Genomic DNA, 21848 nt, shown 5'->3' with positions numbered 1-21848 from the left:
GGTGGCGAAATACGGCGCCTTCGGGCACACCGCCCGCGCAGACAGCCAGCGGCCGAGCGGTCAGCGGGCGATCCGGCGGTACCGCGCGCAAGCTCGTGGGAGAACATGGCGGTCCCCGGATAAAGGAACAGCGGCCGGAAGGCCGCTGTTCGATCACTGCAATGGCAACGCTCAGGCCGCGTCGGCCAGACCCCTGGCGGCCGGCTCGCCGCGCACCACGGCGGCGCGCAGCTCCTTCGGATCGAAGTCGTCGACCGAGATGAACTCATGGCTGGCATCGCGCACGCGCTTGAGCAGCGCCGCCTCGCCCTCGGTGATGGCGCCGGCCTTCACCGCTTCCAGCAGCTGCGCGTCGTACTCGTGCGAGACGAACTGGCCGGCCTTCTGCGCCTTCTGGAACTTGCGCTCCACCGGCTCGGCCGCAATCACGTCCGGCAGCAGCGCGCACAGGCGGCCCACCGTGTTGTTGGCCGTGGGCGTGAGGTAGGCCCACTCGGTGAGGCGATCGCGCGCCTCGCCCGGCGCGGTGATGAGCGCCGCCACGCGGCGGCCCAGCCGGTCGGACGGCGGCACCTCGCGGCGGCCGAACGGGAACACCAGCACGCGCAGCAGCCAGCCGACCGGGCGCACCGGAAAGTTGCGGATCGCGCCGTCCAGCGCCATCTGCATGCGCCACACGCACTCGTGGAAGGCCCAGGCCAGCAGCGGACGATCCGCTTCGGGCCGGCCGGTGTCCTCGTAGCGCTTGAGCATGGCGCTGGCGATGTACAGGTAGCTGAGCACGTCGCCCAGGCGCGCGGAGAGCTTTTCCTTGAACTTCAGCTTGCCGCCGAGCACGCCCATGAACACGTCCGCGCACAGCGCCAGCGCCGCCGAATAGCGGTTGAGCTTGCGGTAGTAGCGGCGCGTGTAGGCATCGCCCGCGGCCTCGCCGATGGCCGAGCCGGTGATGCCCAGCGTGAACGCGCGCACGGCGTTGGAGAGGCCGAAGCCGATATGCCCGAACAGCGCGCGGTCGAATGCCTTGAGGCGGTCGCCGTAGTCGGGAATCGACAGCGACTGCATTTCCTTCAGCACGTAGGGATGGCAGCGGATCGCACCCTGGCCGAAGATCATCAGGCTGCGCGTCATGATGTTCGCGCCTTCCACCGTGATGGCGATCGGCACGCCCTGCCAGGCGCGGCCGGCGTAGTTCTTCGGGCCGAGCTGCACGCCCTTGCCGCCGTGCACGTCCATCGCGTCGCCGGCCACGATGCGGCCCCACTCGGTGGCGTGGTACTTGGCGATTGCCGAGGGCACCGCGGGCTTCTCGCCGCGATCCACCGCCGCGGCCGTGGCGCGCGACAGCGCCGCGGTGGCGTAGGTCAGGCCGCCGATGCGCGCCAGCGCTTCTTCCACGCCCTCGAAGCGGGCGATCGACAGGCCGAACTGCTTGCGCATGCGGGCATAGGCGCCGGTGGCGGCCACCGCCATGCGCACGCCGCCGGTGGCGTTGGACGGCAGCGAGATCGCCCGGCCCACCGACAGGCATTCCACCAGCATGCGCCAGCCGTGGCCGGCCATGTGCGGACCGCCGATCAGCGTGGTGAGCGGCGCGAACACGTCCTTGCCGTGCACCGGACCGTTCTGGAACGGGATGTTGAGCGGGAAGTGGCGACGACCGATCTGCAGCCCCGGCGTGGAGCGCGGCAGCAGCGCCAGCGTGATGCCGAGGTCTTCCTTGTCGCCCAGCAGATGCTCCGGGTCGTACATGCGGAAGGCCAGGCCGACCACGGTGGCGATCGGCGCCAGCGTGATGTAGCGCTTGTCGAAGGTGAGTTTCACACCCAGCGTCTCGACGCCGTCGACCACCTGCTTGCAGACAATGCCGTAGTCGGTCAGCGAGGTGGCGTCCGAGCCGGCGTACGGGCCGGTGAGCGCGAAGCACGGAATCTCCTCGCCCACGGCCAGGCGCGGCAGGTAGTGGTTCTTCTGCTCCTCGCTGCCGTAGTGCAGCAGCAACTCGGCCGGACCGAGCGAGTTGGGTACCGCCACGGTCGAGGCCACCGTCGCCGACATCGTCGCCAGCTTCTGCAGCACCGCCGAGTGCGCCAGCGCGGAGAACTGCAGGCCGCCGTACTGCCTGGGAATGATCATGCCGAAGAACTTGTGCTTCTTCAGGTAATCCCACACCGGCGGCGGCAGGTCGCCCAGCTCGTGGGTGATCTGCCAGTCGTCGATCATGCTGCACAACTCCTCGACCGGCCCGTCGAGGAAGGCCTGCTCCTCCACGCTCAGCTCCGGCCTGGGCTGGCTGAGCAACTGGTGCCAGTCCGGCTTGCCCGAGAACAGCTCGCCCTCGAAGCCGACCGTGCCCGCTTCCAGCGCGGTCTGCTCGGTGTCGGACAGCTTGGGCGTGACCTTGGCGAAGATCTTCAGCAGCGGTGCGCTGATCTGGTGGCGGCGGAACGCCGGCAGCAGCAGCGGCACGGCGACCGCCGTCTCGATGATCAACAGGATCACCGTGGTGACGGGCGCGCCGGCCAGCAGGCCGACCACCAGGGTGGCGACACCCGTGGCGATCGCCCAGGTGCGCAGGCCGGTGCGATGGTAGGCGCAGGCGCCGGAGGCGATCAGCGCCGCCAGCAGGGTCAGTATCACGGACATCTCGACACCCTCGTTGCAGGTTTACGTTGGGGTTCAATCCGCCACGGCGCCGGTGCGGGCGTCATGGCGATCCAGTGCGCCGACGAACGCTGCGATCTCGCGCGTGAACGCGTCGTTCGCATCGCCCGCCAGCATGTGCGTGGCCGCCGGCAGCTCGACATGCCGCGCGTGCGGCACCAGCTGCAGGAATTCGTTCACCGTGTCGCGCGACACCACGTCGCTGCGCCCACCGGACAGCAGCAGTACCGGCACGTCGACCTTCGCCGCGGCCGCCATCAGGCGCGGCTGGTAGCGCTCGCTCTCGCTGACCACGCCGGCCAGCAGCGCCGGGTCCCAGTGCCAGCGCAGGCGACCGTCGGCGCCTTCGCGCAGCAGCGGGCGCAGCTGGTTCTCGGTCTTGCGCTCGCGGCGCTGCGGCAGGTAGGCGGCAATCGCCTCGGCGGCGTGCGCGTAATCGGCAAAGCCGTCCGGATGCGCCTGCATGAAGGCGAGAATGCGCTCCACCCCGGCCGTCTCCCAGCGCGGCGTGATGTCGACCAGCACCAGCGCGCGAAACGGCGACGGACGCATCTCGCCGGCCACCACCAGGCCGAGCAGGCCGCCCATCGAGGCGCCCACGAGTATCGGCGGCCGTGGCTGCGCGCGCGCGACGAGCGCCAGGTCGGCGGCGAACTGGTCCATGTGGTAGTCGCCGCCGGGCAGCCGATCGCTCTCGCCATGGCCACGGCAGTCGAAGCTCACGCAGCGGCAGCCGATATCGGCAAGCGCCTGCGCGCTGCCGGCCCAGGCACCCCGGGTCTGGCCGAAGCCGTGCGCGAACAGCAGCACCGGGTCGCCCGCCGCATGACGCGTCTCCACCGACAGCGCAAGGCCGTCGGCGCCGGGCAGGCGCGAAATCTCGTGGGAGTAATTGACCATACGCACGAGTATGGGTTGATCCGGCGGCCGGCGTCAACCCGCGCCGCAGCATGCCGCGCGTGGCGCGCTGCAGCGTGGCGCGCTGCACATTGCAATGAGGGAACCGCCGGCTACCATACGCCGATGAATGCAAACGCCAAACCCGAACGGACCCGCCTCAGCGCCGAGGACTGGGAAGAAGCTGCGCTGCAGCTGATCGCCGAACAGGGCGTCAACGCGGTCGCCGTCGAGGCGCTGGCCCGCCAGTTGGGCGTGACCAAGGGCAGCTTCTACTGGCACTTCCGCACCCGTGAGGCGCTGGTGCAGGCGGCGCTGGAACGCTGGGAGCTGTACGCCGAGCGCGAGATCATCAGCCAGATCGAGGCCATTCCCGACCCGCGCGTGCGCCTGCCCGAGCTGTTCCGTCGGGTGGCGCACGAACTGCAGCCGCACCGCGTCTACGCCGCCCTGCTCAAGGCGCTGGACCACCCGCAGGTGGTGCCGGTGATGGCGCGGGTGTCGCAGCGCCGGATGGAGTTCCTGCATACCGCCTACCGCGAGGCCGGCATGGCGCCGACCGAGGCGATCAACCGTGCCCGCCTCACCTACGCCGCCTACGTCGGCTTTCTGCAGCTGAACTTCACGCTGGGCCTGCCGCGGATCAGCCACGAGGAATTCGACGCCTACGTCGAACACATGATCGCCACGCTGATCCCGGCATAGTTCCCCGTCCGCACGGCTCCCGATGGCGCCTGCGGGCGCCGTTTTTGTTGCGCACTTCCTTGCAATGCCAGTGCACGCAAACTACCGTGCGCGCTTCTTTTTCTGGCAAGACCACGATGAGGATCACATGGCAGGTTCACTGCAGGCATTGGAGAGCTGGGTCAACCACACGGCAGCGCGCACACGCCCGGCGCGCATCCACTGGTGCGACGGCTCCGAGGCCGAATACGCCGCCCTCGTGCGGCAGATGCTGGCCAGCGGCGACCTGGTCGAACTGAACCAGCAGACCCATCCGGGCTGCTACCTGCACCGTTCGAGCCCCTCGGACGTGGCGCGCGTGGAGCACCTCACCTTCGTCTGCACGCCCGAGCGCGAGGACGCCGGCCCGAACAACCACTGGATGGACCCGGCCGAGGCCCACGCGAAGATGGATGCGCTGTTCGACGGCTGCATGGAAGGCCGCACCATGTACGTGGTGCCCTACTGCATGGGGCCGATCGACTCGCCGCTGTCGCGCTGCGGGGTGGAGATCACCGACAGCCCCTACGTGGTGATCAACATGCGCACGATGACCCGCATGGGCGCCGCCGCGCAGGCGCGCATCGAGCGCGAAGGGAGCTTTGTGAGGGGACTGCACTCCACCGGCGAGCTGGACCCGGAGCGGCGCTTCATCATGCATTTCCCCGACGAGCTGACGATCAAGTCGTACGGCTCGGGCTACGGCGGCAACGCCCTGCTCGGCAAGAAGTGCCACGCGCTGCGCATCGCCAGCCACCAGGCCCGCCGCGAGGGCTGGCTGGCCGAGCACATGCTGATCGTCGGCATCGAGAATCCGGCCGGCGACACCCACTACATCGCCGCCGCCTTCCCGTCCGCCTGCGGCAAGACCAACCTCGCCATGCTGATCCCGCCCGCGGGCTATCGCCGCGAGGGCTGGAAGGTGTGGACGGTGGGCGACGACATCTGCTGGATGCGCCCGGGCGAGGACGGTCGCCTCTACGCGATCAACCCGGAAGCCGGCTTCTTCGGCGTCGCCCCCGGCACCAGCGCGAACAGCAACCCGAACGCGCTGGCCAGCATCGCCCGCGACACCATCTTCACCAATGTCGCCGTCACCGCCGACAACCAGCCGTGGTGGGAGGGCCTGCCCGGCGAACCCGCCACCGACTGGCAGGGCCGCCCGTACGACCCGGCCAACGGCCCGGCCGCGCATCCGAATGCGCGCTTCACCGTCGGCGCGCGGCAGTGCCCCACCTGGTCGGAGAAGGCCGAGGACGCCCGGGGCGTGCCGATCAGCGCCATCGTGTTCGGCGGCCGCCGGCCGTCGCTGCTGCCGCTGGTGATGCAGGCGCGCGACTGGACCCACGGCGTGCTGATGGGCGCGGCGATGGGCTCGGAAACCACCGCCGCGGCCACCGGCGCGGTCGGCGTGCTGCGCCGCGACTCGATGGCGATGAAGCCATTCTGCGGCTACCACTACGGCGACTACTTCGCGCACTGGCTGTCGTTCGACCGGCCCGGCGCGAGGCTGCCGGCGATCTTCCACGTCAACTGGTTCCGCAAGGGTGCCGACGGCCGCTTCCTGTGGCCGGGCTTCGGCGACAACCTGCGCGTGCTGGAATGGATGATCGAGCGCGTCGAAGGTCGTGCCCGCGGCACGACCACGCCGGTGGGCATCCTGCCGCAGCCGACGGAACTGCGGCTGGACGGCCTGAACCTGTCGGCCGCCCACCTCGACGAACTGCTGCACGTCGACGAGGCCGCCTGGCAGGACGAGCTGGACGCGATCGGCGCCTACCTCGGCGAATTCGAGCCGCGTCTGCCCGCGGCGCTGGCCCGCGAGCAGCAGCGCGTGGCGCGGATGCTGGCCGCACGCGCGCCGAGCCGCAACGTGGTCTCGGCCTGATCCTCCGGCGTGCCGGCGCCGCCGCCGGCACGCCCGCTGCAAACCTTTTCGCGCGGCGGCGCATCTGAGCTGGCAAGATGCCCACCGCCTGCCTCGCCACCGGATACCCGATGACGCCTGCGTCGACCGCACCGGCGACTGCCGACACGGAGGACGCGCGCGCCGCCGCCGGGGGGGATCGCGCCGCGTTCCAGCGGCTGTATCGCCGCCATGTCGGGCGCATCCACGGCGCCGTGCTGCGGCTGGCCGGCTACGACCACGCGCGGGCCGAAGACCTCACCCAGGATGCCTTCGTGCGGGCCTGGCAGAAGCTCGCCGGATTTCGCCACGACAGCGCCTTCGGCACCTGGCTGTACCGGCTGGCGGTGAACGTGGCACTGATGGACATCCGCGCGCGCCACGCCGATCCGGTCGGCCTCATGGGCGACGAGTCGCTGCCCGAACCCGGCGACACGCCGTTCTGCGCCGCCGCGCGCGACGAGCTGGAACGCGCCATCGCCACGCTGCCGCCGCGCGCGCGGGCGGTGCTGGTACTGCACGACATCGAAGGCTGGAAACACGAGGACATCGGCCGGGAACTGGACATGGCCGTCGGCACCTCCAAGGCGCAACTGCACCGCGCCCGCGCGCTGCTGCGCAAGCTGCTGGGAGAAACCGCATGAACGACTTCGAATGGCGCCGCCAGCTGCGCGAGCTGCGCCAGCCGCGGGCGCCGCGCCGCGACCTGTGGGCGGACATCGAGCGCGCGCTTGAGCACCCTGTGCCGGCATCCGGCCCGCACGCGCGCATCGCCGCATCGTCGCGCACGGCCTGGCTGTTCGCGGTGGGCCTGGCCGCCGTCACGGTACTGGCCGTCGGCCTGACCCGGCTGCCCCCGGCGACCGCGCCGGTCTGGGCCGACCTGGCCGCCGTGCCGGCATGGAAGCCCGACGATCCGCGCCTGGCCGGCGCGGCGATCGAACTCACCGCCGCCCAATACGAGCTGCGCCAGGCACTGCAGCAATCCCCGGATTCGGCGGCGCTGCAGCGCCTGCTCGAGCGCACCGAACAGCAAGAATCACGACTGCGCCAGCTCGGCCGCGACGCCGGCTGACGCGATGGAGAACACCATGCGAACCGCACTGCGCCACCTCCCCCTCGCCACGCTGCTGTACGCCGGCCTCGCCTGCGCCGACACACCGCTGGATCTCTCGCATCCGGCCACGCCAACGGTCCACGTCACTATCGGCAACATCAAGGGCGAGGTCACCGTCACCGCCTGGGACCGCAACGAGGTGCACGTCGGCGGCAGCCTGGGCGACGGCGCCCAGCCGCTGGCGATCAGCGGGTCGGACAGCGACCTGCAGATCAAGGTGCGGGCACGTGGCACGAGCGGCCTGTTCAGCTGGGGCAGCGACAACGCCATGGGTCCGACCACGCTCGCCGTGCAGGTGCCGCGCGGCGCCTCGCTGGACGTGCAGGTGGTCAGTGCGCCGCTGAGCGTCGATGGCATCGACGGCGGCGCGATCGAGGTCGACTCGGTCAGCGGCAGGGTGCGCATCCACGCCCGCACGCCCACGCTGCAGGTCGACAGCGTGAGCGGCAGCATCGAGCAGTCCGGACGGGCCGACCACGCCGAACTGCAGACCGTCAGCGGCGACATCCTCGCGCCCGCGCTGGGCGACCGGGCCAGGCTGCAAACGGTATCCGGCCGGGTGCAGGCGCGTGGCGGTCCGTGGCGCAGCTTCACGCTGAGCACGGTATCCGGCGATGCGGATGTCGCAGGGGGCGTGGCCGCCAGCGGACGCATGGACATCGACAGCATGAGCGGCGACGTGCAACTGACCCTGCCGGCCGATGTCTCGGCCACCATCCACGCCAGCAGCTTCAGCGGCGACCTGCGCAGCGCCTTCGGCAAGGCCGAGCACAGGGAACACGGTCCGGGCAGCGAGCTCCGCGTGCGGCAGGGCGGCGGCAGCGCCCGCGTCGGCATCGAGAGCTTCAGCGGCGACGTGCGGATCCGCCGCCAGGGCGACTGAGGTCCTACCCTGGCGCATACGAAAACGCCGTCGCGATGGCGACGGCGTTTTCCGTTGGGCGGCCCGCCGCATGCCGCGACGCGGGAATCAGAGATCCTGGTGGTACTGCACGTACGGCGTGCGCGACTGGTCCGGCTCCGGACCGGCGGGCGTGTTGGTCGAGCCCCCCGACGACCATAGGTTCTGCGCGCCCACGCTCAGCTGGCCCTGCCACGGCAGCTTCCAGGTCACGCCGAAATCGATGCTGCTCCAGCGGCGATCCGGGCCGTAGGCACCGGGAAGGCCGGCTGACGGCCGCATCACCCGGCCCACCAGGCTGCCGCTCAGCGGACCGCGGTCCACGCCGAAGCTCAGCGCCTTCTGGTCGAGCATGTCCACGCCGAGCAGGTTGCCCGGCAGCAGGTGGATGCGGCCCATGCTGGCGCCCAGATCGATGCCGCTGCGACCGTCCAGCGCCACGCGGCCGCGCGCGCTGACCTGCGCGCTGCTGCCGAACGAGGACAGCCCGTTCACGCCAGGTAGTGCGCCCGGCAACACACGGGGCAGGCGCACCGCCCCGTTGGCGGTGTCCGCGCCCACACTCAAGTCCAGACTGTAGCGACCGGTGCTGTAGGTGGCGCCGACCTCACTGCCGAGCACGCGGTAGGGGGTATTGCCCCAGGCATGCTCCACCACGCCGGCATGCGCCTGCAATGAAGGAGCGAGCGTGTACTGCAGTGTGCTGGACTGCACCTTGCCCGCATCGACCGCGCTGAAGGTCAGCGGCGCATCGGCGGCAAGGCTGCCCGCAGGACGCTCGTCTGTCCGCAGCATCAGCGTGCGTCCATCGGCCCCGCGCCACAGCGGCACCGCCACCCCGGGCTGCACTTCGGCCATCCGATCAGGCGGCTGTGCGAGCAGGCGCATGGCCATGTCATGGGCGTCGCCCGGCCATGCCTGCGCGGCCGCGGAGAGCGGCAGGAGGATGGTGACGGCAACGGCAAGCAGGCGACGCATGGCGGTGAAAAGGCGATCCGGAGGTCGAAACGTGGCGGGATTATAGCCCGCTTTACGTTTTGCTAACAGCCCGCAAAACTGGCCTGGCGCACAAAATCGTGCGGGCGGGACGCGGCCTTGGACCATTCCGCGGGCGCCGGGTTCCGGGTCCGCATGCCGCCAACAGCCAGCGACAAAGCGTTACCGGCACGATATAAAGGCCGCTCGTAGTTTCTTCATGCCGGATTCACCCATCTCGATGAGCTTTGCGTCCACCCAGAGCGGGTCCGGAACCGACCGAAGCGGCACCCGGGCCATCGCGCTGCATGGCGCCATCGAGCACTTGTTCGCCGCCACCGATGCCGCCAGCGTGATGGAGATCGGCGAGCGTCTGCTGGTCACCGGCCTGGGCATCCCGGGGCGCCTGCGCTGGCGCCTGCACGGCGATGTCTGGACGCCCGATCCGGGCCTGCGCCAGCTCGATCTGGCCGACGATCCGCAGGGGCTGCGCACGCTAACCCTGGAATGCCCGGTCGCACCGATGTCGGCCACGGCGGAAGCCGAGCTGGCATGGCTGGGGCGCATCATCGGCTCGCGCCTGCGCCAGCTCGCCGAGACGTCGCGACTGTACGAAGCCATTTCGCGGCTGGCACAGGCCGAGCGCCTGCAGCGCGCGCTGTATGCGATCGCCGAACAGGCCGGCACCGACCACGACATGCCGGACATGATGCGCGCCCTGCACGGCATCGTCGGCAGCCTGATGTACGCCGAAAATTTCTACATCGCGCTCTACGACGCGGCCACCGACAGCGTGCGCTTCCCCTATTACGTCGACACGGTGGACCGCGAACCGCCCTCGCCCGACGAGAGCGTGCCGCTGAAGGACATGGAGTACAGCCTGACGTGGAACCTGCTCAAGGCCGGCCAGCCGATCATGGGCTCGATCGAGGAGGTCTCGAAGATCCTGCAGGAGCGGCTGGTGCCGATCGGTCCCCGCTGCGAGCACTGGCTGGGCGTGCCGCTGATGCGCGACGGCCACGTGGTCGGCGGTATCGTGATGCAGAGCTATCGCGACGACACGCGCTACACGCAGAACGACCGCGAACTGCTCAGCTACGTGGCGCAGCACGTACAGACCGCGATCGAGCGCCGCGTGGCCCACGCCGAGCTGGAACGCCGCGTCACCGACCGCACCGCGGCGCTGCGCGAAGCCAACCGCGTGCTGCGCCAGCAGGTGCTGCAGCGCCAGCGCGGCGAACGCCTGCAGGCGGCGCTGTTCCGCATCGCCGAAATGGCCAGCGCGCCGGAAAGCCTCGAGGGTTTCTATGCGGCGGTCCACCGCATCATCAGCGGCCTGATCTACGCCCGCAATTTCTACATCGCGCTGCTCGACGACGACGGCAAGCAGATCACCTTTCCCTACTCGGTGGACGAGGTCGACAGCGTGCGCCCGCCGCGCAGCCACGGCCGCGGCGCCACCGAGTACGTGCTGCGCCACGGCAAGCCGCTGCTGGCCGATCCGGACGAGATCGACCGGCTGGTGGCACTGGGCGAGATCCACCAGTTCGGCGCGCGCTCGGTGTGCTGGCTCGGCGTGCCGCTGGTGTGGAACGAGCGGGTGATGGGCGTGCTGGCGGTGCAGAGCTACACGCCCGAGCACACCTACACCGAGCGCGACCAGGAACTGCTCACCTTCGTCAGCTACCACATCGCCAACGCGCTGCAGCGCAAGCACACCAACGAGTCGCTGAAACAGGCCTACGCCAGCCTGGAACGGCGCGTGGACGAGCGCACCCGCGCGCTGGCCCTGGCCAACCGCGACCTGCGCGAGCAGATCGCCGAGCGCGAGCGCGTCGAACGCCGGCTCAAGTACGAAACCCTGCACGACTCGCTCACCGGCCTGCCCAACCGCACCCTGCTGCTGCAGCGCCTGGACCACGCGCTGAACCAGTACAAGGCCGATCCGCAGCGGCTGTTCGCGGTGCTGTTCATCGACCTGGACCGCTTCAAGGTGATCAACGACTCGGTCGGCCACCTGGTCGGCGACGACCTGCTGTTCCAGGTGGGCGGGCGCATCCGCGCCTGCCTGAAGACGCGCGACCTGGTGGCGCGCCTGGGCGGCGACGAGTTCGCCGTGCTGCTGGACGGCATCACCGATAGCGACATGCCGCTGCAGATCGCCGAGCGCATCATCGCTGAACTGCAGGTGCCGTTCCGGCTCGGCATCAAGGAGATCTTCACCTCCGCCTCGATCGGCATCGCGCTGCCCTCCATGCACTACCAGCAGCCCGAAGAACTGCTGCGCGACGCCGACGCGGCGATGTACAGCGCCAAGGACGACGGCCGCCACCGCGCCGCGCTGTTCGACGACCGGCTGCGCCACGAGGCGCTGTCCCTGCTGGAGATGGAGGGCGACCTGCGCCGCGCGCTGTCGCGCAACGAATTCGTGCCGTACTACCAGCCGGTGGTGGCGATCGAGGACGGCCGCATCGTCGGCTTCGAGGCGCTGCTGCGCTGGAACCATCCCGAGCGCGGCGTGCTGATGCCGGGCGATTTCCTAATCGTGGCCGAGGAAAGCGGCTGCTCGGAATCCATCGACTGGCAGATCTTCGAGCAGGTGTTCGCGCAGACTACCGCGCTGACCCGCGGCGAGGGCTTCGTCAGCATCAACGTGTCCGGCCGCCACTTCCGCCTGACGGATCTGGACGAGCGCCTGCTCGCCGCGATGGAGCGCCACGGCGTGGCCGCCCAAAGCATCCGCATCGAGGTGACCGAGCGCGCCCTGCTGGAGAACCCGCCGCAGGTGAAGCGCATGCTGGAGAACCTGCGCCGGCGCGGCATCCTGATCTCGCTGGACGATTTCGGCACCGGCTACTCCTCGCTCAGCTATCTGCACCAGTACCCGATCCAGACGCTGAAGATCGACCGCTCCTTCATCACCGAGCTGCCGTCGGACCTGGCCGAGCTGGACAGCAACCAGGGGCTGGCGGTGGTGCGCGGGATCCAGGTGCTGGCCGACTCGCTGCGCATGCAGGTGATCGCCGAAGGCATCGAGGAGGAGTACCAGCGCCAGGCGCTGCTGCGCATCGGCACGCGCTACGCGCAGGGCTTCCTGTTCTCCACCGCGCGACCGACGGCCGAATGGCTGGGGCCGCACGCGCCCACGCACCTGCTGCCGGCGATCGGCTGAGCGGCCCGCCCGATCACTGCGCAGTGGTGGGCGCGTCGGTGCTGCCGGTGTCGCGCAGCAGATGCTCGGCATCGATCGGATCGAAGGTATAGCGCTGCGCGCAGAACTCGCAGATCACCTCGATCTCGCCGTCGCGGGCGACCAGCGCGGCCTCCACTTCCTCGCGTCCCAGCGCGCGCAGCATGGTCGACACCCGCTCGCGCGTGCAGCTGCAGCCGAACGCCAGCGGACGCGGCTCGAACAGCCGCACCTGCTCCTCGTGGTACAGCCGGAACAGCAACTGCTCGGGCGCGGTGGCCAGCATTTCCGCCGCGCCGAGCGTGGCGGTGAGATGCTCGATGCGCGTCCACGCGTCGTCGTCCTTCACCGCGTCGTGGCCGCCCTCGCCGGGCAGCTGCTGCAGCATCAGGCCGACCACGTGCCCGCCATCGGCCGCCAGCAGGATGCGCGCCGGCAGCTGCTCGGACTGCGCGAAATAGTTTTCCAGCGCCGCGGCGAGACCGGCATGCCGCAGGTCGACCAGACCCTGGTAGCGCTGGCCGCGTTCGGCCTGACCGATGGTGATCGCCATCACCGCGCCAGGCAGCTCGGACAGCGCCAGCGGCGCGGGCAGCGGATCGCTCCAGCGCGCCAGCCCGCGCAGGCGGCCGCGGTCGGTGCATTCGGTGAACAGCAGGCGCAGCGCACCGGCGCTCTTGAGTTCGATCGACAGCGCGCCGTCGAACTTGATGTTGCCGGTCAGCAGCGCGCTGGCCGCCAGCGACTGGCCGAGCAGGTCGCGCAGCGGCGGCGGGTAGCCGGCGCGACCGGCCACCTCGCGCCACGCCGCGCCCAGGCGCACCAGCACGCCGCGCACGCCGGCGCGTTCGAGCACGAAGCGGTGCAACACGTCTTCGACCAGGGTGGTTTCCACGGACAACCTCGCGAACAGGACAGCCACGCGATGTGGGGGCGGCGGACACGCCGCGCAACGGCGCCGCCGCGCATCGCTGCAGGGAACCTCGAAAAACCGCTCCTTGTTCCGAGTTTTTCGAGGTTCTCTATACTTGGGATTCTGCCGCCGCCTGGCCATGCACCTGCGCCCCCGACTCGCCCGCCGCCTGCTGCGCTGGACCGGACTGCTCGCCCTGAGCTGGATCGCGCTGAGCTGGCTCCTCGTGCTGGTGCTGCGCTTCGTGCCGCCGTGGACCTCGGCGGTGATGATGGAGCGCCAGGTCGGCGCCTGGGTGCACGGCGAGAAGGGTTTCGAACTGCGCCACCGCTGGGTGCCGTGGTCGCGGGTGTCGCCGTGGGTACCGCTGGCGATGGTAGCCGGCGAGGACCAGAAATTCCCGTTCCACCACGGCTTCGATTTCGACCAGATCCAGGATGCGCTGGACGCCGCCGACGAGGGCAGGCGCCTGCGCGGCGCCAGCACGATCAGCCAGCAGACGGCGAAGAACCTGTTCCTGTGGAACGGCCGCAGCTTCGTGCGCAAGGGGCTGGAGGCGTATTTCACCGTGCTGCTGGAGATCACCTGGCCGAAGCGGCGCATCCTGGAGGTGTACATGAACATCGCCGAGCTGGGCGACGGCATCTACGGCGTGGGCGCGGCCAGCGATGCCTACTTCCACGCGCCACCGGCCCGCCTCGGTCCGGCGCAGGCGGCCCGACTGGCCGCCGTGCTGCCCAGCCCGCGGCGGCTGCACGCCGACCGGCCCAGCGCCTACGTGATGCGCCGCGCGGACTGGATCCAGCGCCAGATGGCGCGGCTCGGCGGGCCGGCCTATCTCGACAGCGACAGGCCGCCGGCGAGTACCGGGCTGCGATGAAAGTTCCCCGTCAGCAAGATCCGGCATCCTTGCCCCACGCAGTTTCCCTCCCGACACCACGGCCGAACGCCATGCCCGAGCTGACCATCGTCGTTCCCGCCTACAACGAATCGCGCGTGCTCGATGCCTTCCATGCGCGGCTCATGGTCGTGGTCGACGGCCTGGCCGTGGCCACCGACGTGCTCTACGTCGACGACGGCAGCCAGGACGACACCTGGACACGGATCGGCGGCTACTGCAGCGACGCGCGCGTGGGCGGCCTGCGGCTGTCGCGCAACTTCGGCAAGGAGGCCGCGCTCACCGCCGGGCTCGACGCGGTGGGCGAAGGCGCGGCGGTGGTGATCGATGCCGACCTGCAGGACCCGCCCGAGCTGATCCCCGCGCTGATCGAGCCGTGGCGGGCCGGCTACGACGTGGTCTACGCCACGCGCAGCGCGCGCTCCGGCGAGAGCACGCTCAAGCGCCTCACCGCGGCGGCGTTCTACCGCGTGATGGAGCGGCTGTCCGACACGCCGCTGCCGCGCGACACCGGCGACTTCCGCCTGCTCTCGCGCCGCGCGCTCGACGCGCTCGGCCAGCTGCGCGAACGCCAGCGCTTCATGAAGGGGCTGTTCGCCTGGATCGGCTACCGGCAGACCGCGATCCGCTACGAACGCGACCCGCGCCTCGCCGGCGACACCAAGTGGAACTACTGGCGACTGACCCATCTGGCGATCGAAGGCATCACCTCGTTCTCCACCGCACCGCTGCGGCTGGCCACCTGGGTGGGCCTGGGCACGGCGGCATTCGCCTTCGTCTACAGCCTGTGGGTGCTGGCCAAGGCGCTGCTGTGGGGCGATCCGGTGCGCGGCTACCCGACGCTGATGGTGGTGATCCTGTTCCTCGGCGGCGTGCAGCTGCTGGCGCTGGGCGTGATCGGCGAGTACCTGGGCCGCAACTACGCCGAGAGCAAGCGGCGGCCGCTGTACTTCGTGGCCGAACGCCGCCGCGCTGATCGCTAGTGCGGCGACACAGAACTATCGAAACATGTAGGAGCGCACCCGTGCGCGACTGCTCTTGGCGACGTCACGAAGAGCATTCGCGCACGGGGTGCGCTCCTACAGTTACGGATGGTGCTGAATTTGAGTGTCTCATCTGAGTCGCAGCGGTTCACGGCACTGCAACATCCACGGGCAGGCCGCGGCGCTAGCAGCCTGTCGGGCTTTGCTGGTCGAGGCGAGAATTCGGCTGTGCGAGGACAGATTTTCGCCGCTTCGCCGGCCCATAGTGGTTCTATGGGTCAAGAAGCGGCGGAAATAGGGACCGCACAGACGGATTCGCAGCCCGGCCGAGCAAAGTCCGACAGGCTGCTAGACTCTGGCCCAGTCCACGTGCCGGAGGCCGCTATGAGTCAGGTCAAGCATCTGCTGGAGATCAAGGGCAGGACGGTGCACGCGGTGGCGCCCGACGCCGCCGTGCTGGACGCCATCCGCCTGATGGCCGAACGCCGCGTCGGCGCGCTGCTGGTGATGCGCGGCGAGCAGCTGGTGGGCATCGTTTCGGAGCGCGACTACGCGCGCAAGGTGATCCTGCAGGGGCGATCCTCGGCGGACACCACGGTCAGCGAGATCATGAGCGCGCCGCCGGTCACTGTGGGGCCGGACACCGAGGTGCTCGAATGCATGCGCCTGTGCACGCACAGCCGCATCCGCCACCTGCCGGTGCTCGAAGGCAACACCGTGGTAGGCGTGATCTCGATCGGCGACCTGGTGAAGGCGGTGATCGACGAGCAGGCCGAGCAGATCGAGCAGCTGCAGCGGTACATCACCAGCTGAGCCGGCCGCGCGGGTTCACCTCGGCGGCGCATCGGCCGGTTGTTCCGGCACGACAGCCGGCGACTCCGGCAGCAGATCCGGCGAACGGCCCACGCGACGCGCCACCCAGGTGGCGGCGGCCGACACCACCACCCCGACGAAGGCCATGCCGCCCACCCCGATGCCCGCGGTGCCCAGCACGCTGACGCCGCTGGTAACCACCAGATCGCCGAAGCGCCACACCGTGGTCTCGATGAAATTCTTGCCCTTGTAGCGCGTCTCGCGCGGCACCCGGGTGTACAGCGCGTCCGCCGCCGGCTTGGTCATGCCGTAGCCGACGCCGCGGGTCACCACCTGCATCACCGCCACCAGCGGCAGTGACACGCCGAGCACCGCCACACTGCCGTGGCCGCCGATCATCACCATCACCAGCAGCACCAGGTTCACCAGCGCCGGCAGCACCAGGCCCCAGCCGGCGCCCCAGCGCGTGAGCAGCCAGCGCGTCGCGGTCAGTTGCAGCAGGGCGCCGAGCCCGTTCACCGCCAGATCCTGATGCGCGTAGAACGCGGTGCGCGCCGCGCTGTCCACGAAATGCGACTTCGCGTAGTCGGCCACCAGCGCATAGGCCAGCGTGCCGATGCCGTCGCCCAGCAGCATCAGGATCGCCATGTAGCGCAGGAACGGTCGCGACCACAGCTCGCGCACGCCGGCCCACAGCGACCCGCCGATGGCCGCATCGACGCGCGAGGCACGCCCCGCGGCATCGTGGGTGGACAGGCGCAGCAGCAGGGCCAGCGCCACGGCCAGCATCAGCGCCGACACCACCAGCAAGGGCGCCACGCCCAGCCATCCCACCAACAGGCTGGTGACCACGGGGCCGAACACCGCACCGGCCATGCCGCCCAGCGCGATCAGCGGAAACGAGCGCCGCGCCTGCACGCTGTCGAAGATGTCGGCCATGAAGCTCCAGAACAGCGACACCACGAACAGGTTGAACACGCTGACCCAGATGAAGAACACCACGCCCAGCTCGCGCACGCCGATCCGCGCCTGCGCCAGGAAGGCCGGCACGAAGGCGATCAGGCAGGCGATGAAGAAGCAGTAGCTCCAGCCGAGCAGGCGGCGGCGGGGAAAGCGCGCCACCATGGCGCCGAACACCGGGGTCAGCACCAGCATCGCGACGAACGTGCCGAGGTAGAACAACGGCAACTGCGCCGAGCCGACCGCCCCGCTCAACTGGTCGCGCACCGGCCGCATGATGTAGTACGAGGACAGCACGAAGAAAAAGGCGACGGCCGACAGTGCCGCGGCGCGGCGCTCGCTCGCGGTGGCCTTGGGGGATGCAGTCACCGGGATGTTCCAGCGTGGGTCCGGCAAAGACTAGCATGCACCGTGCGGGTGCCTTCCGGTGCCGGGGGATGGGGATGAACTACGACTGCGTCATCGTGGGTGCCGGCTCGGCCGGCTGCGTACTGGCCCACCGGCTGAGCGCGAATCCGCACACGCGCGTGCTGCTGCTGGAGGCCGGCCCGCGCGACTGGCATCCGCTGATCCACATGCCGGCCGGGCTGGCCCGGCTGGTGAAGCTGCGCAGCGTGAACTGGAACTACGACACCGAGCCGGAACCGCAGCTGCTCGGCCGGCGCCTGTGGTGGCCGCGCGGCAGGACGCTGGGTGGCTCCAGCTCGATCAATGCGATGTGCTACATCCGCGGCGTGGCCGGCGACTACGACCGCTGGGCCGAGGCGTGCGGCGACCAGCGCTGGCGCTGGGAGCACGTGCTGCCCTGGTTCGTGCACAGCGAGGACAACAGCCGCGGCGCCAGCGCCCTGCACGGCGCCGGCGGCCCGCTGGGCGTGTCCGACCTGCGCTACCACAACGTGCTGTCGGACACGCTGATCGACGCCGCCAGCGGCGCCGGTTTCGCGCGCAACGAGGATTTCAACGGCGTCGCGCAGCAAGGCTTCGGCCTGTACCAGGTGACCCAGCGCGACGGCGCGCGCTGCTCCACCGCGACGGGCTTCCTGCGGCCGGTGCACGATCGGCCCAACCTGCACGTGCGCACCGGCGTGCTGGTGGAGCGCGTGCTGATCGACGGCCACCGCGCGGTCGGCGTGCAGCTGCGTCGCGGGCACGGCAGCGAACGCATCGAGGCGAGCCGGGTGCTGCTGGCCGCCGGCGCGATCAACTCGCCGCAACTGCTGATGCTTTCGGGCATCGGCCCGGCCGAACAGCTGCGCGCGCACGACATCCCCGTCGCGCAGGACCTTCCCGGCGTCGGCGCCAACCTGCAGGATCACCTGGACATCTGCACCCTGGTCGGCAGCACGCGGAAGATCACCTACGACCACCTCAACGAGCTGGCCGTCGGCTGGCGCTACCTCACCCGGCGGCAGGGGCCGGGCACCTCGAACATCGCCGAGGCCGGCGGCTTCGTGCGCAGCCGGCTGGCCACCGACGAGCGCTGCGACCTGCAGTTCCACTTCGTGCCCGCCCTGCTCGACGACCACGGCCGCCACCGCCTGCCCGGCGACGGCTACACCCTGCACGCGTGCTACCTGCATCCACACAGCCGCGGGCGCCTGCGGCTGCAGTCGGCCGACCCGGCGCGGCCGATCGCCATCCACGCCAACTACCTGGGTGACGGCGAGGGCCACGACATGGCGCGGATGGTCGAGGCGGCCCGGCTGTCGCGCGAAATCCTGGCGCAGGGCGCGTTCGACCCGTATCGCGGCAAGCCGGTGTTCCCGGAGCGCGAGCTGCACAGCGATGCCGAGTTCGAGGCCTTCATCCGGCGCAAGGCCGAGTCGATCTATCACCCGGTCGGCACCTGCCGCATGGGTCGGGACGCCGGCGCGGTGGTGGACGGCGAGCTGCGCGTGCACGGCATCGAGGGGCTGCGGGTGATCGATGCCTCGGTGATGCCCAGCCTGCCCACCGGCAATACCAACGCGCCCACGATCATGATCGCCGAGCGGGCCAGCGCGCTGCTGCAGGGCCTGCCGGACTGAGCCGCAAGCGACGCGGAACCGGCCGTGCCGCGCGCGGTCCGATCGCACCAGGACGTTCAGGACGTTGCGGTGCCGCGGCATGACCGGCTCGTTGTCGCGGCGGGCGAAGTCGACCACAATCGAACGTCAAGAAGCATGACCGGCCTGCCGGCATTCCCCCATTCTTCGGCCGCGTCACGCCGAGCGCATTCCAGAGCAGCATGCCGTTCCGTCCACTGTCCCTCGCGCTCGCCAGCGCCCTCGTCTTCGCGGCCGCGCCCGGCCACGCCATGCCCCACCAGACCACACCGACCAAGGTGGTTTCGAACACGCCCTCGGCGCAATTGCCGCCCGCGCGGGTGAAACAGGCCCTGACCGACTACCGCCACTGGCTGGACGAACTCGCGCGCCGCCGTTCGGTCGCCGGTCTGGCCACCGCGGTGGTGGTGAACGACAAGGTGGCGTTCGAATACACCCTGGGCTATGCCAACGCCACCACCGGAGAGCCGATCCGGCCCGGGACCGTGTTCCGGCTGGCGTCGCTGTCCAAGGCCTTCGCCACCGGCCTCACCGCGCTGCTGGTGCGCGACGGCAAGCTGGGCTGGGACACGCGCCTGGTCGATGTGCTGCCGTTCTTCAAGCTCAAGGACATGCAGGCGGCCGAGCAGGTGACCGTCGGCGACATTCTCGGCCAGCGTGTGGGCCTGCCCCGCAATACCTACGACAACATGCTCGAGGACGACGTCCCCTACGAAGAGCTGGTGCGCAAGCTCGACGCGATCGACATGGCCTGCGACGTCGGCCAGTGCTACGGCTACCAGAACGTGGCCTTCAGCCTGATCGGCGACGTGATCTATGCCAGGACCGGGGACTTCTTCTACCGTCTGGTCGACAAGCGGCTGTTCTATCCGCTGGGCATGAAGACCGCCAGCTACGGCCGCGCAGCGCTGGAGGCAAGCCCGAGCTGGGCGCATCCGCACCGCGCCATCGGCCACGGCAAGTGGCGGCCGTTCGAACCCAACGAGGCCTACTACCGCGTCGCTCCGGCCGCCGGCGTCAACGCCAGCCTGCGTGACATGGAGCAGTGGCTGATCGCGCAGATGGGTGGACGACCCGACGTGCTGCCCGCCGAACTGCTCGCCGTGCTGCACGCCCCCGGCATCGCCACGCCGGTCGAGATGCATTCCACGCCCTGGCGCCGCGCGCGAATCACCGCGGCGCACTACGCACTGGGCTGGCGCGTGTTCACCTACGGCGGCGAGACGATGATCTTCCACGCCGGCGCGGTGGAGGGTTATCGCACCATGATCGGCTTCCTGCCGAAGTACCACACCGGCATCGTGACCATGTGGAACTCGGCCGGCGCCACGCCTTCAGGCCTGATGCCGATGATGTTCGACCGCCTGCTCGCGCTGCCCCATGTGGACTGGGCCGGACTGGAAAGCCCGCCGCGTACCGTCCGGCCAATCCGCAAGCAGCGGCTGCGCACAGGGCATCGCCGCCATCGGTGAACCGTCGATCGGCGTGACTCCGCGCGGCGACGCAGACGCCCGGAAAAAACGGCCGGCCGTCGGGCCAGCCGTCTCCGATGCCGGACCGGTCCGTTTCAGGACTACTGGCCGAGGATGAAGTTGATCCGGTTGGTGAGCGTGACCTCCACCGGCTCACCGTTGCGGGTGGCGGGCTTGAACTCCCAGCGCTGCACCGCGTCGATGGCGGCCCGGTCGAACACGTGCCGGGGCTGCGAGTTGGTCACCTTGATGTTGGAGGTGCGCCCCTCCGCCGTGACGGTGAAACTCAGCACCACATAACCTTCGGTGCGGGAGCGCTGCGCCTGGGTCGGATAACGCGGATTGACGCTGCGGATCAGCACGGCCGGAGTGAGGACCGGCGCGGCCGGAGCCGCAGCCGGCGCGACCGGCGTCTCCGCGCCCTGACTGGACGCCGTGTTGCGCGTCGAACCGGCAGCGGAACTCCTGGGCGTCGTGGTGGATGCCTGCTGCGCCTCGGCCGCCTTCTCCGCGGCCGCCTTCTCTTCGGCGGCTTTCTGCGCCGCGAGCTGCTGCTGGCGCTCCTGCTCCGTCGCCTGCTGCTGCTCCTTGTCCTGCAGCTTGCGCTGCGCGTCGAGTTTGGAGCGCAGGATGGTCAGCGTGAAGTTGGTCGGATCGGCTTTCGCCAGCAGGTCGATCTCGCGCTGCGCCTCGTTGAAGTTGCGCGCATTGATCGCCTGTTCGGCCGCATCGGCGGCGAACGGGAACGTCTCGCGCAGGGCGTCGGTCGCCACCGCGTTGCCGGGCTGGCGCTCGAGCGCCTTCAGATAGAACTCGAAGGCGTTGTTGCCGGCCGGGGCCAGGTAGCGCTGCTCGTTCATCGCCTTGCGCGCTTCGCTCAGCAGCTGGTCGGTGCCCATAGCCTCGACGTTGGCAGGCGGCGGTGCGGCGACCGTGCCGGGCGTCACCGGCGTCGAGGGGTGGCCGCCGGCGTCCGACAGCACCAGTTCCTCATGCGGCCGGATGATCAGAAACCATGAGGCGATGGCCAGCACGACGATGACGGCGACCGCAACCAGCGTAACGGGCCGGACGGCCCCCCCCGCGCGCGCGCGCGCCTCGAGTGTGATTCGGGTATCCATGATCTCTCGCTGAGTGGCATCAGATACCCGCGCTTTTCCCCCCGTGAATCCAGGAGCGACGCCTTCCCCAGGTCAGCCGCGGCGCGGATGTGCAGAAGGTAACCGCATTGCGGTGTGACGGCAAACACGTGGCAGGGCGGTGTAGCTGCCAGTTAGTAGTGTCCCCTTCCTGCAAGTTACAAGTGTCCCCTTTTCCGTCGAGGGGGTGACCGTGGAGGTGGGGATGACGCAACGTGAGGTGGAACGGGCAGGCTTGATCGCCGAGGT

17 protein-coding genes are annotated in these 21848 nt (G+C 69.9%); 11 read left to right on the top strand and 6 right to left on the bottom strand.

Features of this window, described 5'->3' with window-relative positions:
- Nucleotides 1-171: 171 nt before the first annotated feature.
- The gene (locus ACO2Q2_RS04010) at nucleotides 172-2646 is read right to left on the bottom strand and encodes an acyl-CoA dehydrogenase (RefSeq protein ID WP_423254485.1); all 2475 of its coding nucleotides are present in this window, start codon (nucleotides 2644-2646) and stop codon (nucleotides 172-174) included.
- 33 nt (nucleotides 2647-2679) lie between these two features.
- Entirely contained in the window at nucleotides 2680-3564 is an 885-nt protein-coding gene (locus tag ACO2Q2_RS04005) for an alpha/beta fold hydrolase (protein ID WP_423254680.1), read from the bottom strand.
- 123 nt (nucleotides 3565-3687) lie between these two features.
- Here ACO2Q2_RS04005 and ACO2Q2_RS04000 point away from each other — a divergent pair, with 123 nt between their 5' ends.
- The 5 genes from ACO2Q2_RS04000 (at nucleotide 3688) to ACO2Q2_RS03980 (ending at nucleotide 8190) form a co-directional block, all read left to right on the top strand.
- Nucleotides 3688-4266: a TetR/AcrR family transcriptional regulator gene (locus ACO2Q2_RS04000; protein WP_404632293.1), complete on the top strand. Its 579-nt coding sequence runs from the start codon at nucleotides 3688-3690 to the stop codon at nucleotides 4264-4266.
- 127 nt (nucleotides 4267-4393) lie between these two features.
- On the top strand, nucleotides 4394-6172 hold the full coding sequence (locus ACO2Q2_RS03995; protein WP_423254484.1) for a phosphoenolpyruvate carboxykinase (GTP): 1779 nt from the start codon (nucleotides 4394-4396) through the stop codon (nucleotides 6170-6172).
- 110 nt (nucleotides 6173-6282) lie between these two features.
- Nucleotides 6283-6834 (top strand): RNA polymerase sigma factor, encoded by a 552-nt coding sequence (locus ACO2Q2_RS03990; RefSeq protein WP_423254483.1) that lies wholly within the window; start codon nucleotides 6283-6285, stop codon nucleotides 6832-6834.
- A complete protein-coding gene (locus tag ACO2Q2_RS03985) occupies nucleotides 6831-7265 on the top strand; it encodes a hypothetical protein (RefSeq protein WP_423254482.1) in 435 nt (144 codons plus the stop codon). Before ACO2Q2_RS03990 ends, ACO2Q2_RS03985 begins: the two co-directional genes overlap by 4 nt.
- Before the next feature lie 16 nt (nucleotides 7266-7281).
- Nucleotides 7282-8190: a DUF4097 family beta strand repeat-containing protein gene (locus ACO2Q2_RS03980; RefSeq protein ID WP_423254481.1), complete on the top strand. Its 909-nt coding sequence runs from the start codon at nucleotides 7282-7284 to the stop codon at nucleotides 8188-8190.
- 87 nt (nucleotides 8191-8277) lie between these two features.
- On the opposite strand, the gene ACO2Q2_RS03975 is transcribed toward ACO2Q2_RS03980, so the two are convergent.
- Nucleotides 8278-9186 carry a hypothetical protein gene (locus ACO2Q2_RS03975; RefSeq protein ID WP_423254480.1) on the bottom strand — a complete coding sequence of 303 codons (909 nt, stop codon included), beginning with the start codon at nucleotides 9184-9186 and terminating at the stop codon, nucleotides 8278-8280.
- Nucleotides 9187-9424: 238 nt separating this feature from the next.
- Here ACO2Q2_RS03975 and ACO2Q2_RS03970 point away from each other — a divergent pair, with 238 nt between their 5' ends.
- Nucleotides 9425-12355, top strand: a complete 2931-nt coding sequence (locus tag ACO2Q2_RS03970) for a bifunctional diguanylate cyclase/phosphodiesterase (RefSeq protein ID WP_423254479.1) — start codon at nucleotides 9425-9427, stop codon at nucleotides 12353-12355.
- A 13-nt stretch (nucleotides 12356-12368) separates the two neighbouring features.
- On the opposite strand, the gene ACO2Q2_RS03965 is transcribed toward ACO2Q2_RS03970, so the two are convergent.
- Complete coding sequence (locus ACO2Q2_RS03965; protein WP_423254478.1) at nucleotides 12369-13268, bottom strand: Hsp33 family molecular chaperone HslO; 900 nt, start codon at nucleotides 13266-13268, stop codon at nucleotides 12369-12371.
- A 157-nt stretch (nucleotides 13269-13425) separates the two neighbouring features.
- Here ACO2Q2_RS03965 and mtgA point away from each other — a divergent pair, with 157 nt between their 5' ends.
- From mtgA to ACO2Q2_RS03950, 3 genes are all read left to right on the top strand, one after another.
- Complete coding sequence (gene mtgA, locus ACO2Q2_RS03960; protein WP_423254477.1) at nucleotides 13426-14166, top strand: monofunctional biosynthetic peptidoglycan transglycosylase; 741 nt, start codon at nucleotides 13426-13428, stop codon at nucleotides 14164-14166.
- A gap of 71 nt (nucleotides 14167-14237) precedes the next feature.
- Nucleotides 14238-15167 carry a glycosyltransferase family 2 protein gene (locus ACO2Q2_RS03955; RefSeq protein ID WP_423254476.1) on the top strand — a complete coding sequence of 310 codons (930 nt, stop codon included), beginning with the start codon at nucleotides 14238-14240 and terminating at the stop codon, nucleotides 15165-15167.
- 384 nt (nucleotides 15168-15551) lie between these two features.
- Entirely contained in the window at nucleotides 15552-15980 is a 429-nt protein-coding gene (locus ACO2Q2_RS03950; RefSeq protein ID WP_423254475.1) for a CBS domain-containing protein, read from the top strand.
- Nucleotides 15981-15995: 15 nt separating this feature from the next.
- Here ACO2Q2_RS03950 and ACO2Q2_RS03945 read toward each other — a convergent pair whose 3' ends face one another.
- On the bottom strand, nucleotides 15996-17309 hold the full coding sequence (locus tag ACO2Q2_RS03945) for an NTP/NDP exchange transporter (RefSeq protein WP_423254474.1): 1314 nt from the start codon (nucleotides 17307-17309) through the stop codon (nucleotides 15996-15998).
- Between the two features lie 74 nt (nucleotides 17310-17383).
- Here ACO2Q2_RS03945 and ACO2Q2_RS03940 point away from each other — a divergent pair, with 74 nt between their 5' ends.
- Together ACO2Q2_RS03940 and ACO2Q2_RS03935 are read left to right on the top strand one after the other, a co-directional pair.
- Nucleotides 17384-18970 (top strand): GMC family oxidoreductase, encoded by a 1587-nt coding sequence (locus ACO2Q2_RS03940; protein ID WP_423254473.1) that lies wholly within the window; start codon nucleotides 17384-17386, stop codon nucleotides 18968-18970.
- A gap of 200 nt (nucleotides 18971-19170) precedes the next feature.
- Complete coding sequence (locus ACO2Q2_RS03935; protein ID WP_423254472.1) at nucleotides 19171-20460, top strand: serine hydrolase domain-containing protein; 1290 nt, start codon at nucleotides 19171-19173, stop codon at nucleotides 20458-20460.
- A gap of 101 nt (nucleotides 20461-20561) precedes the next feature.
- On the opposite strand, the gene ACO2Q2_RS03930 is transcribed toward ACO2Q2_RS03935, so the two are convergent.
- The gene (locus ACO2Q2_RS03930) at nucleotides 20562-21581 is read right to left on the bottom strand and encodes a TonB family protein (RefSeq protein ID WP_423254471.1); all 1020 of its coding nucleotides are present in this window, start codon (nucleotides 21579-21581) and stop codon (nucleotides 20562-20564) included.
- Nucleotides 21582-21848 lie beyond the last annotated feature (267 nt).

This window comes from Dyella sp. KRB-257, assembly GCF_049445995.1.
GTDB lineage: Bacteria > Pseudomonadota > Gammaproteobacteria > Xanthomonadales > Rhodanobacteraceae > Dyella_A.
The sequence above is the reverse complement of the archived record's forward strand: the minus strand, read 5'-3'. Positions and strand labels throughout refer to the sequence as shown.